This is a genomic window from Ancylobacter moscoviensis (assembly GCF_007559435.1).
Lineage (GTDB): Bacteria > Pseudomonadota > Alphaproteobacteria > Rhizobiales > Xanthobacteraceae > Ancylobacter > Ancylobacter moscoviensis.
In genome coordinates this window covers 286,647-301,778 of the sequence record NZ_VMBP01000005.1, presented here as the reverse complement: position 1 = coordinate 301,778, position 15,132 = coordinate 286,647, and the positions used below count along the sequence as shown (strand labels likewise).

Sequence of the window (15,132 nt, the reverse complement as noted above, 5' to 3'; positions counted from 1 at the left end):
GCGGCCGCCTCACTCCCGCACCGCGAAGGGCACGACGTCGCGGCGGTCCGGGTCGAGCACGATCTCGCGGTCGAGCGGCGGGAAGGCCCGCTCCGGGCAGGCGGCACGGGGGCAGATGCGGCAGTTGACGCCGAGCGGGGCCAGCGCCGCCGATTTGAGGTCCAGCCCGTCCGCATAGACGAGCTCGGCGGCATAGGAGATCTCGCAGCCGATGCCGAGCGCGAAGCGCCGCTCGCGCTGGCCGTGGCGGATCGCCGGCTTGGAAGTGCCGCGCGCCAGGCACAGGTAACGCGCGCCGTCCGGCATCTCGCCGACCTGCACGAGGGTGCGCGAGGGCTGCTCGAACGCTTCGTGCACGTTCCACACCGGGCAGGCGCCGCCATAGCGGGCGAACTGGAAGCGGGTGGCGCTGTGGCGCTTGATGACATTGCCGGCGCGATCGACCTTCAGGAAGTAGAAGGGCACGCCCTTCTCGCCCGGCCGCTGAAGGGTCGAGAGGCGGTGGCAGACCTGTTCCAGGCTCGCCCCGGTCATCGTGGCGAGAAGGTCGAGATCGTGCCGCCTCTCCCGCGCCAGCCGGGCGAAGCGGCGATAGGGCAGCAGCAGCGCACCGGCATAGTAGTTCTGCAGCGACAGCCGGCAGACCTCGCGCGCCGTCGCGCTGCGGAAGCCCGCATCGACGACATGCCGGTCGATGGAGTCGCTCTGCTCGAAGCGGGCGATCAGCGTCCCGAGGCGGAAGGCCTGGCTGGCGCGGTCGAGCGTGCGCGCGAGCGTCGCCACGCGACGGTGGCGGTCATAGGCGAGCAGGGGCGCGTCGAGCCGGTCGGCGGGCGCCATGTCGACGACGATGTCGTGGCGCTGGCGCAGATGCTGGACCAGAACCGGCACCGCGTCGTCGCGGGCGAAGAGGTCGAGCGCGGCGTTGCGCTCCTCCGCCGCCCGGTCGAGGCCGTCGACATAGTTGTCGATGTAGTGGAAGTGGTCGCGCACCTCCTCATAGGGCGCGAGGTTGCGGGTCTCCTCCTGCGGCGCGCCGCCATCCACCTCGCGCGCCACCGACACCACCGCGTCGTCGAGCGCGGCGCGGCGCTCCTCCAGCCGGCGCATGGCGCCGTGCAGGCGCAGGAAGGCATGGGCGAAGGCGGGGGCGTGGGTGGTGGCGTTCTTCAGGTCCTGCAGGCTGGGCTCCAGCCCGCGGAACACCGGATCGGCCAAGGCCTCGCGCAGGTCCGCAACGATACGGTCGAGATCGTCGGCGCCGAAACGTGTAATGTCGAGGTCGAAGGTGCGGCTGATGGCGAGCAGCACCGCGGCCGTCACCGGACGCTGGTTGCTCTCGATCTGGTTGATGTAGCTCGGCGAAAGGGAGAGCCGGCGGGCGAAATCGATCTGCGTGAGCCCCAGCCTCTCGCGGACATTGCGCACCGCGTGGCCGGCGAACACCTTCTTCGACATGCCGGCCATGGCCGTCCCGCGTCCCGTCTTCGATTTTGTGAAAATTTTACAATTTTACGATCCGCATTTTCACAGCTTATGTTTTGTCCCGCAAGGGCCTAGAACCGTCGCGAATTGCCGCGAGGCGAAAAAGCAGCGTCCGAGGGACCGCCCATGAAGCATATTCTCGACGAGCTCGAACAGCGTCGCGCCGGCGCCCGCCTCGGCGGCGGGGAACGGCGCATCGATGCCCAGCACAAGCGCGGCAAGCTCACCGCCCGCGAGCGCATCGAATTGCTGCTCGACACCGGCTCCTTCGAGGAGTTCGACACCTTCGTCCAGCACCGCTGCACCGATTTCGGCATGGACAAGGCCGAGAAGATCCCCGGCGACGGCGTGGTCACCGGCTGGGGCACGGTGAACGGGCGGCGGGTCTTCGTGTTCGCCAAGGACTTCACCGTGTTCGGCGGCTCGCTCTCCGAGGCGCATGCGGCGAAGATCACCAAGATCCAGGACCTCGCGCTGAAGACGCGCGCGCCGATCATCGGCCTGTTCGATGCCGGCGGGGCGCGCATCCAGGAAGGCGTCGCCGCGCTCGGCGGCTATGGCGAGGTGTTCCGCCGCAACGTCGCCGCCTCCGGCGTCATCCCGCAGATCTCCGTCATCATGGGCCCCTGCGCGGGCGGCGACGTCTACTCGCCGGCCATGACCGACTTCATCTTCATGGTGCGCGACACGAGCTACATGTTCGTGACCGGGCCGGACGTGGTGAAGACCGTCACCAACGAGACCGTCACCTCCGAGGAGCTGGGCGGGGCGCGGGTGCACACCACCAAGTCCTCGGTGGCCGACGGCGCCTATGAGAACGACGTCGAATGCCTGCTGCAGATGCGCCGGCTGATCGATTTCCTGCCCGCCAGCAACCAGTCCGGCGTGCCGGCCTGGCCGAGCTTCGACGACGGCGAGCGCATCGACGCCTCGCTCGACACGCTGGTGCCGGACAACCCGAACAAGCCCTACGACATGAAGGAGCTGATCGCGAAGGTGGTCGACGAGGGCGACTTCTTCGAGATCCAGGGCGCCTTCGCCGGCAACATCGTCACCGGCTTCGGCCGCGTGGAGGGCAGGACGGTCGGCATCGTCGCCAACCAGCCGATGGTGCTGGCCGGCGTGCTCGACGCCGACGCCTCGCGCAAGGCCGCCCGCTTCGTGCGCTTCTGCGACGCCTTCGAGATCCCGATCGTCACCTTCGTCGACGTGCCCGGCTTCCTGCCCGGCACCGCGCAGGAATATGGCGGCCTGATCAAGCATGGCGCCAAGTTGCTCTTCGCCTATAGCGAGGCGACGGTGCCGCTTGTCACCGTCATCACCCGCAAGGCCTTCGGCGGCGCCTATGACGTCATGGCCTCCAAGCATATCGGCGGCGACGTGAACTACGCCTGGCCGACCGCGCAGATCGCGGTGATGGGCGCCAAGGGGGCGGTGGAGATCATCTTCCGCGCCGACATCGACGACCCCGAGAAGATCGCCGAGCGGACGAAGGAATATGAGCAGCGCTTCCTCTCGCCCTTCGTGGCGGCCGAGCGCGGCTATATCGACGAGGTGATCACGCCGCGCACCACGCGCAAGCGCATCGCCCGCGCCCTCGCCATGCTCGCCTCGAAGAAGGTCGAGGCGCCGCTCAAGAAGCACGACAACCTGCCGCTCTGAGATCCAGCCATGTTCAAGAAGATACTCATCGCGAACCGTGGCGAGATCGCCTGCCGGGTCATCAAGACCGCCCGCAAGATGGGCATCGCGACGGTCGCCGTCTATTCCGACGCCGACAAAGACGCGCTCCATGTCGAGATGGCGGACGAGGCGGTGCATATCGGCGCCGCCCCGGCCGCGCAGTCCTATCTGCTCGCCGACCGGATCATCGCGGCCTGCAAGGCGACCGGCGCCGAGGCGGTACATCCCGGCTACGGCTTCCTGTCCGAGCGCGCCAGCTTCGCGCAGGCCTTGAAGGACGCCGGCATCGTCTTCATCGGCCCGAACCCCGGCGCCATCGAGGCCATGGGCGACAAGATCGAGTCGAAGAAGGCGGCGGCCGCCGCCAAGGTCTCGACCGTGCCCGGCCATCTCGGCGTCATCGAGGATGCCGAGCACGCGGCGAAGATCGCCGACGAGATCGGCTATCCCGTGATGATCAAGGCCTCCGCCGGCGGCGGCGGCAAGGGCATGCGCATCGCCCATTCGCGCGCCGAAGTGCAGGACGGCTTCGACCGCGCCCGCTCGGAGGCGAAGTCGTCCTTCGGCGATGACCGCGTCTTCGTCGAGAAGTTCATCGTCCAGCCCCGCCACATCGAGATCCAGGTGCTGGGCGACAAGCACGGCAACGTCGTCTATCTCGGCGAGCGCGAATGCTCGATCCAGCGCCGCAACCAGAAGGTGGTCGAGGAAGCCCCCTCGCCGCTGCTGGACGAGGCCACCCGCCGGAAGATGGGCGAGCAGGCCGTCGCGCTGGCCAAGGCGGTGAACTACGACAGCGCCGGCACGGTGGAGTTCGTCGCCGGGCAGGACCGTAGTTTCTACTTCCTCGAGATGAACACCCGCCTGCAGGTGGAGCACCCGGTGACGGAGCTGGTCACCGGCATCGATCTCGTCGAGCAGATGATCCGCGTCGCCGCCGGCGAGAAGCTCGCGCTCCGGCAGGAGGACGTGAAGCTGAACGGCTGGGCGGTGGAGAGCCGCGTCTATGCCGAGGACCCCTATCGCGGCTTCCTGCCCTCCATCGGCCGGCTCTCGCGCTACCGCCCGCCGGCGGAAGGCGTGAAGAACGCCGTCACCGTGCGCAACGACACGGGCGTCTACGAGGGCGGGGAGATTTCGCTCTATTACGACCCGATGATCGCCAAGCTAATCACCCACGCGCCGACGCGCGAGGAGGCGATCGAGGCGCAGGCGGACGCGCTCGACGCCTTCGCCATCGACGGCATCCAGCACAACATCCCCTTCCTCGCCTCGCTGATGGCGCATGAGCGCTGGCGCGCCGGCCGGCTCTCCACCGGCTTCATCGCCGAGGAATACCCCGACGGCTTCCACGCCACCGAACCGAGCCCGGTGCTCGCGCGGCGGCTGGCGGCGGTCGCGGCGGTGATCGACAATGTGGGCAATGCCCGCAAGCGCAAGATCTCCGACCAGCTCGCCGGCCGGGCGGTGGTGTTCGAGCATCAGCGCGTGGTGCGGCTCGGCGAATTGAGCCTGCCCTGCGAGGTCGACCGCGCGGCGGGCGGCTTCATCGTCACCTTCCTGAACGAGCAGGGCGAGCCGGACGGCACGCACGAGCTGCGTTCCGGCTGGCAGCCCGGGGAACCGGTGTGGAGCGGCGTGTTCGACGACGAGGCGATCAGCGTGCAGGTACGCCCGCGCCTCAACGGCGCGCTGCTGGCCCATCGCGGCGTCGCCGTGGATGCGCTGGTCTATACCCGGCGCGAGGCGGAACTCGCGGCGCTGATGCCGGTGAAGCAGCAGTCCGGCGCCGGCAAGCAGCTGCTCTGCCCGATGCCCGGCCTCGTCGTCTCCATCGCCGTGTCGGAAGGCCAGGAGGTCAAGGCCGGCGAGGCGCTGGCGGTGGTCGAGGCCATGAAGATGGAGAACGTGCTGCGCGCCGAGCGCGACGCGACGGTCAGCAAGGTGCTCGCCAAGGCGGGCGACAGCCTCGCCGTCGACGCCGTGATCCTCGAATTCGCCTGAGCGGACCACAGGGAGAGCCGCGCCATGGACCAGCCCCTCGATCTCGACCTCGCCACCTTCCCGGCCGCGACCCGCGCGGACTGGCTGAAGCTGGTCGAGGGGGTGCTGAAGGGCGGCGCCTACGACAAGCGCATGCTCACCCGCGCGGCGGACGGCTACACGCTGGACGCCCTGCCCGAGCGGCGGCGCACGGCGGCGCCGCTCGCCGGACGGCCCGCCGGCGCGCCCTGGCGGATCGTCGCCCGCATCGACCATGACGACCCGGCGGCCGCCAATGCGCAGTTGCTGGAGGACCTGAATGGCGGGGCGGACGGCGCCACGCTGGTCTTCGCCTCCGCGCCCTCGGCCGGCGGCTTCGGCCTGCCGAACCGCTTCGAGGAGCTGGTCACGGTGCTCGACGGCGTAATGCCGGATCTGGTGACGCTGCGCGTCGAGGCCGGGGCCTACCAGGCCCGCGACATCGCGCTCGCCATCGCCCGGCTCTACGAGAAGCGCGACCCGGCGACGCTCGACATCCGCTTCGGGCTCGATCCGATCGGCGACTTCGCCGCGCTCGGCGCCGCACCCATAGAGTGGGACGCACTGTCCGCCCGCCTCGGCCAGACGGTATCGACGCTGCGCGGGCGCGGGCTCACGGTGCCGATGGTGCGCGCGGACGGGCGGCTGCACCACGCTGCCGGCGCCACCGATGCGCAGGAACTCGCCGCCGTGCTGGCGACCGCGATGGCCTATCTGCGCGCGCTGGAAGCCGCCGGCCTGTCGCTGGAGGACGCGGCCGCCGCCATCGAGGTGACGCTGACCGCCGATGTCGACCAGTTCGGCACGCAGGCCAAGCCGCGCGCCTTCCGCCAGCTCTGGGCGGCGGCGCTCGACGCGTGCGGCATCGAGGCGGCGCCGGTGGCGATCCATATGGAGACCGCCTGGCGTTCGCTGACCCGGCACGACGCGCATGTGAACCTGCTGCGCGGCACCGTCGCCGCCTTCGCCGCCGGCGTCGGCGGGGCGGACAGCCTGACGGTGCTGCCGTTCACGCAGGCGCTCGGCCTGCCGGACGGCTTCGCCCGCCGGCTCGCGCGCAACACGCAGGTGATCCTGATCGAGGAATCCAACGTCCATCGCGTCGCCGATCCGGGCGCCGGCGCGGGCGCCATCGAGGAACGCACGGAGAAGCTCGCGGCGACGGCATGGGAGCTGTTCCGCCAGATCGAGCGCGAGGGCGGCATGGTGGAGAGCCTGACCTCGGACGCCTGGCAGGGCCGGATCGCGGCGGCGCGCGCGGCGCGGACGAAGGACATCGCCACCCGCCGCCTGCCGATCACCGGCACCTCGGAGTTCCCGCTGCTCGGCGAAACCGTGCCGACCGTGCTCGCCCCCGCCCGCCGGGCGAACGCGACGCCGCCCGCCGAGGGCGCGCTGCTGGGCGAGCCGCTCACCGGCCATCGGCTCACCGAACCCTATGAACGCCTGCGAGAGGCTGCGGCCGCGACAACCCCGCGTCCTGTGGTCTTCCTCGCCAATCTCGGCACGCCCGCCGACTTCACCGCGCGCTCGGGCTTCGCCCGCGCCGCCTTCGAGGCGGGCGGCATCATGGCCCCGGCCAATGACGGCTTCACCGACATGACGGCGCTGGCCGAGGCGTTCCGTACCTCGGGCGCGCGCATCGCCTGCCTGTGTTCCTCGGACGATCTCTACGCCGCCTCCGCGACGGACGCCGCCTCCGGGCTGAAGGCGGCCGGCGCCGCCGCGCTCTACCTCGCCGGGCGACCGGGCGAGCACGAGGAGGCGTGGCGGGCAGCGGGCATCGACGTGTATCTCTCCGCCGGCGGCGACCTGCTCGCGCTCCTGCAGGACGCGCATCGCCGGCTCGGCATCACCGCAACGCGGGAGGGCACGCAATGACCGGCTCCGCTCGTCGTATTCCCGATTTCTCGACCCTCGACTGGCGCGCCCCGCGCGTCGCGCCGCCCGCCATCGGCGGCGAGGCCTGGGAGACGCCGGAACGCATCGCGGTGAAGCCGCTCTACGGGCCGGACGACATTGCCGGCCTCGGCTTCGTCGACAGCTACCCCGGCATCGCGCCGTTCCTGCGCGGTCCGTACCCGACCATGTACGCGACCCAGCCCTGGACGATCCGGCAATATGCCGGCTTCTCCACGGCGGAGGATTCGAACGCCTTCTACCGCCGCAACCTGGCGGCCGGGCAGAAGGGCCTCTCGGTCGCCTTCGACCTCGCCACCCATCGCGGCTACGATTCGGACCACCCGCGCGTCGCCGGCGATGTCGGCATGGCGGGCGTCGCCATCGATTCCATCTACGACATGCGCACGCTGTTCTCCGGCATCCCGCTGGACCAGATGAGCGTGTCGATGACCATGAACGGCGCGGTGCTGCCGATCCTCGCGCTCTATGTCGTGGCGGCGGAAGAACAGGGCGTGAAGCCGGCCCAGCTCTCCGGGACCATCCAGAACGACATCCTCAAGGAGTTCATGGTCCGCAACACCTACATCTACCCGCCCGGGCCCTCGATGCGGATCATCGCCGACATCTTCGGTTTCACGTCGAGGGAGATGCCGCGCTTCAACTCGATCTCGATCTCCGGCTACCACATGCAGGAGGCGGGAGCGACGCAAGATCTGGAGCTCGCCTACACGCTCGCCGACGGGGTGGAATATGCCCGTGCCGGCATGGCGGCGGGTTTGCCGATCGACGCCTTCGCGCCGCGCCTGTCGTTCTTCTGGGCGATCGGCATGAACTTCTTCATGGAGGTCGCCAAGCTGCGCGCCGCCCGGCTGATCTGGGCGAAGCTGATGAAGGACCTCGGCGCGCAGAACCCGAAGTCGCTGCCGCTGCGCACCCATTCGCAAACCTCCGGCTGGAGCCTGACGGCGCAGGACGTGTTCAACAACGTCATGCGCACCATGGTGGAGGCGATGGCAGCGACGCAGGGGCACACCCAGTCGCTGCACACCAACGCGCTCGACGAGGCGCTGGCCCTGCCGACCGACTTCTCCGCCCGCATCGCCCGCAACACCCAGCTCCTGCTGCAGCAGGAAAGCGGCACGACGCGCGCCATCGACCCCTGGGGCGGCTCCTATTATGTCGAGCGCCTGACCGCCGATCTCGCCGAGCGCGCGCTCGGCCATATCCGCGAGGTCGAGGAACTCGGCGGCATGGCCAAGGCCATCGAGGCCGGCATCCCGAAGCTGCGCATCGAAGAGGCCGCGGCTGTCACCCAGGCGCGGATCGACGGCGGCCGCCAGACCGTGGTCGGCGTCAACAAGTACCGGCCCGACAGCGAGACCCCGATCGACGTGTTGAAGGTCGACAATTCCGCCGTGCGCGCCGCCCAGCTCGACAAGCTGAAGCGCCTGAAGGCGGAGCGCGACCCGCAGGCGGTGGCCGCGGCGCTGACCGCGCTGGAGAACGGCGCGCGCGGAAATGCTAACCTGCTGGCGCTCGCCATCGACGCCGCCCGCGCCAAGGCGACGGTGGGCGAGATCTCGGATGCGCTGGAGCGCGTCTTCGGCCGTCACCGGGCGGAAATCCGCGCGGTCTCGGGCGTCTACAAGCGGGAGGCGGGAGCCATGACCGACAAGGTGGCCCATGTGCGTGAGCGCGTGGAAGCCTTCGAGCACGAGGAAGGCCGACGCCCGCGCATCCTCGTCGCCAAGGTCGGTCAGGACGGCCACGACCGCGGCCAGAAGGTGATCGCCTCCGCCTTCGCCGATCTCGGCTTCGACGTCGATATCGGCCCTCTCTTCGCCACGCCGCAGGAAGCCGCCCGGCAGGCGGTGGAGAACGACGTGCATGTCATCGGCATCTCCTCGCTCGCCGCTGGCCATCTCACCCTCGTGCCGGAGGTGAAGGCCGCGCTCGCCGCCGAGGGACGGCCGGACATCATGGTGGTGGTCGGCGGCGTGGTGCCGCCGCAGGACTACGAGGCCGTCTTCGCGGCCGGCGCCGAGGCGATCTACCCGCCCGGCACGGTGATCGCCGACGCCGCCGGACAATTGCTCGACAAGCTGGCCGACCGGCTCGGCCATAAGAAGCAGGCGGCGGAGTAGCGGCGCCGATTTTTGCGCCGCTTCCAGGCTGCTGATCAAGGAAGCGGCATTCTGGTCGCGGGCCAGCGCCGGCCCGGCCACGCATCGGCACTCCGAACCCCGCCGATAGGCCGTCATCCCCGGGCTTGACCCGGGAATCCGCGCCTTTTTCGACGATCACGACAGGCCGAAGACGTGGATGGCCGGGTCAAGCCCGGCCATGACAGCGTGCGGTCGGCTCACCCGCCGCCCTTTGGCACGTCGCTTGCTTACAGTCTTGTATACAAGTTTGTAAGCAAGTGCAGAGCGCGTGATGAACCCCGCCGCCGCCAATATCGAGGAAGCGATCCTCTCGGCCATCCTTGCCGGCCGCATCGATCCCGGCACGAGGCTGGGCGAGCAGAAGCTCGCCGACCTGTTCGGCGTCTCCCGCACCCGCGTGCGCGAGGCGATGATGCGGCTGGAGACGCGTGGCGTCGTGCAGGTCAGCGCGCGGCGCGGCTGGTACGTGGTCGAGCCCTCGGCCGAAGAGGCACGCGAGGCGTTCCAGACCCGGCGCGTCATCGAGACCGGCCTGCTGCAGGCCGTGCGCGGGGTGCCGCCGCAGGTGCTGGCCAGCCTCAAGGAACATGTCGCCATCGAGCGGGAGGCGATCCAGACCGGCGACGTTTCCTCCCGCGCCTGCCTGCTCGGCGACTTCCACATCCATCTCGCCGACGCGCTCGGCAACCGGCTGCTCACCGAGATCATCCGCGACCTCACCGCGCGCACCACGCTGATCTCGATGCTCTACCAGCCGACCGAGAAGGCCGAGGAATCCAGCCACGACCATGAAGACATCGTCGCGGCCATGGAGGCGGGCGACCTCGCTTTGGCCGCCCGGCTGATGGACGAGCACATCGGCAAGGTCGAGGCGGGACTGGATCTCACCGCCCGACCCGATCCGCTCGCCGGCCTGCGCGAACTCCTGTCGCCGTCGACCTTCGCCGGCAACGCCCCTTCCGTACCGCATGCGCATTCGCATCCCCACGCCCATTCCCCGTCAGGCAAACCAGAGGACTGACCGCATGAACCGCCGCACCCTCTTTGCGCTCGCCGCCGGCGCGCTGCTCGCCGCCACGCAGGCCCCGCTCCCCGCCGCCGCCGACGCCCTCGCCACCATCGAGGCGAACAAGGTGATCCGCATCGCCGTGCCGCAGGATTTCCCGCCCTTCGGCACGGTCGGCGCCGACATGGCGCCCAAGGGCTATGACGTCGACGTGGCTAAGCTGATCGCCGACAAGCTCGGCGTGAAACTGGAGCTGGTGCCGGTGACGAGCGCCAACCGCATCCCCTACCTGCAGACCAACAAGGTCGACCTCGTCATCTCCTCGCTCGGCAAGAATCCGGAGCGCGAGAAGGTGATCGACTTCTCGGTCGCCTACGCGCCCTTCTTCAACGGGGTGTTCGGCCCGGCCGACGCGGCGGTGAAGGAAGCCAAGGACCTCGCCGGCAAGACGGTGGGCGTCACGCGCGGCGCGGTGGAGGATCTGGAACTGACCAAGATCGCCCCGGCCGACGTCACCATCAAGCGCTACGAGGACAATAACGGCACCATCTCCGCCTTCCTCTCCGGGCAGGTCGACCTCATCGCCACCGGCAACGTGGTCGCCGCCGCGATCCTCGAGCGCAACCCGCCGAAGAAGCCGGAGATCAAGTTCCTGATCAAGAACTCGCCCTGCTACATCGGCCTCAACAAGAACGAACCCGCCCTTCTCGCCAAGGTCGATGCGATCATCGGCGCGGCCAAGAAGGACGGCGCGCTGGACGCCATCTCGCAGAAGTGGCTCGGCGCCAAGCTGCCGGCGGACATCTGACGTCCTGCCGCTTCCGCCCTCTTCCCGCCGGGGAGAGGGCGCGTTCCCACCGTCCGCCCATCCTTCCACCAGCGGGAGTTCGCCGGCATGAACTACACGTTCGATTTCGGCTGGCTGATCGAGTATTGGCCGGTCCTGCTGAAAGGCATCGGCATCACCGTCGAGCTGACGCTGGTGGGCGGCGTGCTGGGCGTGGCGCTCGGCATTGCCTGCGCCTGGGCGCGGGCGCTGGGGCCGGGCTGGCTGCGCCCGGTGGTAGCGGCCTATGTCGAGCTGATCCGCAACACGCCGTTCCTGATCCAGCTCTTCTTCATCTTCTTCGGCCTGCCCGCGCTCGGCCTGCGCATGAGCGAACTGCAGGCCGCCAACCTCGCCATGGTGGTCAATCTCGGCGCCTATGGCTGCGAGATCATCCGCGCCGGCATCCAGGCGACGCCGAAGGGCCAGTTCGAGGCGGGGGCGAGCCTCGGCATGAGCCGCCTCCAGACCTTCTGGTACGTGGTGCTGATCCCGGCACTGCAGCGCATCTGGCCGGCGCTGTCCTCGCAGATCGTCATCGTGATGCTGGGCTCGGCGGCGGTGTCGCAGATCGCGGCGGAGGACCTGACCTTCGCGGCGAACTTCATCCAGTCGCGCACCTTCCGGGCCTTCGAGAGCTACTTCGTCGCGACGCTGATCTATCTCGCCCTCGCCATCGCCCTGCGCCAGCTGCTGCGCGGCCTTGGCTGGACGCTTTTCCCAAAACGCACGGCGCGGTGAGGAGGCGGGCATGAGCGATTTCACCACCTGGGACATCCTGCGCAACCTGCTGCTGGCGGCGCGCTGGACGGTCCTGCTCTCCCTCGTCTCCTTCATCGGCGGCGGCATCGTCGGCGCGCTGCTGCTGTTCGCCCGCACGGCCAAGGGCAAGGCGGGGCCGGCCTTCGTGAAGACCTATGTCGAGCTGTTCCAGGGCACGCCGCTGCTGATGCAGCTCTTCCTCGCCTTCTTCGGGCTCGGCCTGTTCGGCATCGACGTGCCGGCCTGGCTGGCGGCAAGCGTGGCGCTCATTCTTTGGAGCGCCGCCTTCCTCACCGAGATCTGGCGCGGCTGCGTGGAATCCATCGCCCGCGGGCAATGGGAAGCCTCCGCCAGCCTTGGCATGGGGTACGTCCAGCAGATGCGCCATGTGGTGCTGCCGCAGGCGCTGCGGATCGCGGTGCCGCCCACCGTGGGCTTCTCGGTGCAGGTGGTGAAGGGCACGGCGCTGACCTCGATCATCGGCTTCGTCGAGCTGTCCAAGGCGGGGACGGTCGTGACCAATGCGACCTTCGAGCCCTTCAAGGTCTACGGCCTCGTCGCCCTCATCTATTTCTGCCTGTGCTGGCCGCTGTCCAAGTCCTCCCAGATCCTCGAGAGGAAGCTCAATGTCGCTCATCGAAATCACTGAGGTGAAGAAGCGCTTCGGCGACAACGAAGTGCTCAAGGGCATCAATATCGACGTCGCGCCGGGCGAGGTGATCGCCATCATCGGTAAGTCCGGCTCAGGCAAGTCGACGCTGCTGCGCTGCATCAACGGGCTGGAGACCATCGACGAGGGCTCGATCTCCGTCGCCGGCGCCCAGCTGCTGCCGGACGAGCTGCACCTGAAGGCGCTCCGGCTGAAGGTCGGGATGATCTTCCAGCAGTTCAACCTGTTCCCCCACCTCACCGCCGGGCGCAACGTGATGCTCTCGCAGATGGTGGTGAAGAAGACGCCGAAGGCGGAAGCCGAGGAGATTGCGAAGAGGATGCTGGAACGGGTCGGCCTTGCCCACAAGTTCGACGCCTACCCGGACCAGCTCTCCGGCGGCCAGCAGCAGCGCGTCGCCATCGCCCGCGCGCTCGCCATGCAGCCCATCGCCCTGCTCTGCGACGAGATCACCTCGGCGCTCGATCCGGAACTGGTGAGCGAGGTGCTCGCCGTGGTGAAGGAGCTGGCGAGCGAGGGCATGACGCTGATCATGGTGACGCACGAGATGCGCTTCGCGCGCGACGTGTGCTCGCGCGTCGTCTTCATGCATCAGGGCCGCGTGCACGAGATCGGTCCGCCGGAGGAGGTGTTCGCCGATCCGAAGACGCCGGAGCTGAAGCAGTTCCTCGGCGTCACGCACTAGGAAGGCGGCGGGAGCGGCCCGAGGCGGTAGACGTTGCTGGAGGCGAAGAGCTCGGCAACCCAGTCGACGAAGACGCGCAGCCGGCTGCTCAGATGCCGGTTGGGAGCGTAGACGATGTGCAGCACGATCGGCTCGCTGCGCCATTCCGGCAGCACCCGCACCAGCGTGCCGTCGGCGAGATAGGGCTGGATCAGCGGCTCGACGGCATGGGCGATGCCGAGCCCGGTGAGGACGGCGGCCTGATAGGCGGTCGAATCGTTGACCGCCAGCGCATAGGGCAGATCGAACTCGTAGCTCTCCTCGCCGCGCACCATGTCGAAGGCCATGCGCCGCCCGGTGCGCGGGCTGAAATAGGCGATGACCCGGTGGCCTTCCAGGAGATCGCGCGGGTGCTGCGGCATGCCGTGGCGCGCGATGTAGCCCGGCGTCGCGCACATGACGAGGTCCACCTGCCCGATGCGCCGGGCGATGAGGTTGGGATCGAGAATATCGCCGCCGCGGATGGCGCAGTCGATGTTCTCGCCGACGAGATCGGCCGGGCGGTCAGAAACGCCGAGATCGAGCAGGATGTCCGGATAGCGGGCGTGGAAGTCCGGCAGGGCGGGAATGATGACGTTGAGGGCGAGCGAGGTGCCGATATCCACGCGCAGGCGCCCCGCCGGGCTGGTCTGGGCGCGCGCCATCGAGCCGTCGAGCTCGTCGAGATCCGACAGCAGCGCCAGCGCGCGCTCGTAATAAGCCGCGCCGTCCGGGGTGACGCGCACGCGCCGGGTGGTCCGGTTGAGCAGCTTGGTGCGCAGGTGCCCTTCCAGCTGCTGGATCAGCTTGGTGACGGTGGGCTTGGGCATTTCCATGAGGTCGGCGGCACGGGTGAAATTGCCGGCTTCGACGACACGGACGAACGCCCGCATGGCGGCGATCTGATCCATGGTCTGTTACCGCGTCATTATTTCCATATGTGAATAATGAAATCACAGAACGGCTATTTTTTCAGTTCCGAGACGATACTAATTTTCGCCGCACTGCAATAGAGCGAAATCGGGTGGCGCAGGTCGTCCGCATTTCGATGGTGGGCGCCATGACGGCATTGTGGACCGAGGACAGGCTGGAGATCGACGGGGCGGCGCTGCCGGTCCGCGTCTATCGCGGCCGCGCGTCCGTGCGTCCGACGCCGCTGGTGCTGCATCTGCATGGCGGATGCTTCACCAATGGCGACCTGGATTGCAGCGCCAAGGTCTGCCAGTTGCTGTCGGAGGCCGGGGCGGTCGTCGTCTCGGTCGATTATCCGCTGGCGCCGGAGCATCCCTTCCCCGCGGCGCTCAACGCCTCCTTCGCCGCGCTTGGCCTGCTGCATGCCGAGCGGGCCAAATGGGCCGGTCGCGGCGCCCGGCTGTTCGTCGCCGGCGAAGAGGCCGGCGCCAATCTCGCCACCGCGCTGGCGCTGATGGCCCGCGACCAGCAGGCGCCGCCGATCGCCGGGCAGATCCTGATCTCGCCCATGGTCGACCCGCGCCTCGCCTCGGGCTCGATCCACGCCGCCGCGGCGGGCGCCGCCGGCTGCAAATGGGCGGATGGCTGGCATCTCTATCTCGGCAGCGCCGACCGGGCGGCGCATCCCTACGCCGCGCCGTTCGGCTCCCGCCGGCTCGGCGGCGTGGCGCCCGCGCTGATCGTCACGGTCTCGGACTGTCCGATGCGCGACGAGAGCCTCGCCTATGCGCGCCGTCTCGGCGAATGCGGGGTCGCCGTCGAGAGCCGCGTGCTGGACGTGCCGGCCGAGGAGCCGGACCCGCTACCCGACAGCCTGGATGCCAGCATCGAGGCCATTCCGCAGTGGGCAGCCCCGCTGCGCGACATGTTTCACCAGTTTCTGGCGGAGCAGTCCGCCACCTCTGTTCGTACCGTTCGGGCCTGAGGGCCGGGAGA

General features: G+C 69.0%; 12 protein-coding genes. 10 read left to right on the top strand and 2 right to left on the bottom strand.

Going from position 1 to position 15,132, the window contains the following annotated elements; all coding sequences use genetic code 11:
- Positions 1 to 9: 9 nt before the first annotated feature.
- Positions 10 to 1,467 carry a helix-turn-helix domain-containing protein gene (locus FO470_RS16075; protein WP_144343978.1) on the bottom strand — a complete coding sequence of 486 codons (1,458 nt, stop codon included), beginning with the start codon at positions 1,465 to 1,467 and terminating at the stop codon, positions 10 to 12.
- Between the two features lie 144 nt (positions 1,468 to 1,611).
- Between FO470_RS16075 and FO470_RS16070 the strand changes: the two genes are divergently transcribed.
- From FO470_RS16070 to FO470_RS16030, 9 genes are all read left to right on the top strand, one after another.
- Positions 1,612 to 3,147 carry an acyl-CoA carboxylase subunit beta gene (locus FO470_RS16070; protein ID WP_144343977.1) on the top strand — a complete coding sequence of 512 codons (1,536 nt, stop codon included), beginning with the start codon at positions 1,612 to 1,614 and terminating at the stop codon, positions 3,145 to 3,147.
- Between the two features lie 9 nt (positions 3,148 to 3,156).
- Entirely contained in the window at positions 3,157 to 5,172 is a 2,016-nt protein-coding gene (locus tag FO470_RS16065) for an acetyl-CoA carboxylase biotin carboxylase subunit (protein ID WP_144343976.1), read from the top strand.
- 24 nt (positions 5,173 to 5,196) lie between these two features.
- Positions 5,197 to 7,071, top strand: coding sequence for a methylmalonyl-CoA mutase family protein (locus tag FO470_RS16060; protein ID WP_144343975.1), 1,875 nt, complete (start codon positions 5,197 to 5,199; stop codon positions 7,069 to 7,071).
- On the top strand, positions 7,068 to 9,236 hold the full coding sequence (gene scpA / locus FO470_RS16055; protein WP_144343974.1) for a methylmalonyl-CoA mutase: 2,169 nt from the start codon (positions 7,068 to 7,070) through the stop codon (positions 9,234 to 9,236). Before FO470_RS16060 ends, scpA begins: the two co-directional genes overlap by 4 nt.
- A gap of 292 nt (positions 9,237 to 9,528) precedes the next feature.
- Complete coding sequence (locus tag FO470_RS16050; protein ID WP_144343973.1) at positions 9,529 to 10,278, top strand: GntR family transcriptional regulator; 750 nt, start codon at positions 9,529 to 9,531, stop codon at positions 10,276 to 10,278.
- Between the two features lie 4 nt (positions 10,279 to 10,282).
- Complete coding sequence (locus tag FO470_RS16045) at positions 10,283 to 11,071, top strand: transporter substrate-binding domain-containing protein (RefSeq protein WP_144343972.1); 789 nt, start codon at positions 10,283 to 10,285, stop codon at positions 11,069 to 11,071.
- Between the two features lie 87 nt (positions 11,072 to 11,158).
- A complete protein-coding gene (locus tag FO470_RS16040; protein ID WP_144343971.1) occupies positions 11,159 to 11,830 on the top strand; it encodes an amino acid ABC transporter permease in 672 nt (223 codons plus the stop codon).
- A 10-nt stretch (positions 11,831 to 11,840) separates the two neighbouring features.
- Positions 11,841 to 12,500 (top strand): amino acid ABC transporter permease, encoded by a 660-nt coding sequence (locus FO470_RS16035; RefSeq protein WP_144343970.1) that lies wholly within the window; start codon positions 11,841 to 11,843, stop codon positions 12,498 to 12,500.
- Positions 12,478 to 13,206, top strand: a complete 729-nt coding sequence (locus FO470_RS16030) for an amino acid ABC transporter ATP-binding protein (RefSeq protein ID WP_144343969.1) — start codon at positions 12,478 to 12,480, stop codon at positions 13,204 to 13,206. The genes FO470_RS16035 and FO470_RS16030 overlap by 23 nt, the downstream gene beginning before the upstream one ends.
- Here the strand turns inward: FO470_RS16030 and FO470_RS16025 are convergent.
- Complete coding sequence (locus FO470_RS16025; protein WP_144343968.1) at positions 13,203 to 14,135, bottom strand: LysR family transcriptional regulator; 933 nt, start codon at positions 14,133 to 14,135, stop codon at positions 13,203 to 13,205. The two genes, FO470_RS16030 and FO470_RS16025, sit on opposite strands and share 4 nt — an antisense overlap.
- Before the next feature lie 149 nt (positions 14,136 to 14,284).
- Here FO470_RS16025 and FO470_RS16020 point away from each other — a divergent pair, with 149 nt between their 5' ends.
- The gene (locus FO470_RS16020; protein WP_186291993.1) at positions 14,285 to 15,121 is read left to right on the top strand and encodes an alpha/beta hydrolase; all 837 of its coding nucleotides are present in this window, start codon (positions 14,285 to 14,287) and stop codon (positions 15,119 to 15,121) included.
- Positions 15,122 to 15,132 lie beyond the last annotated feature (11 nt).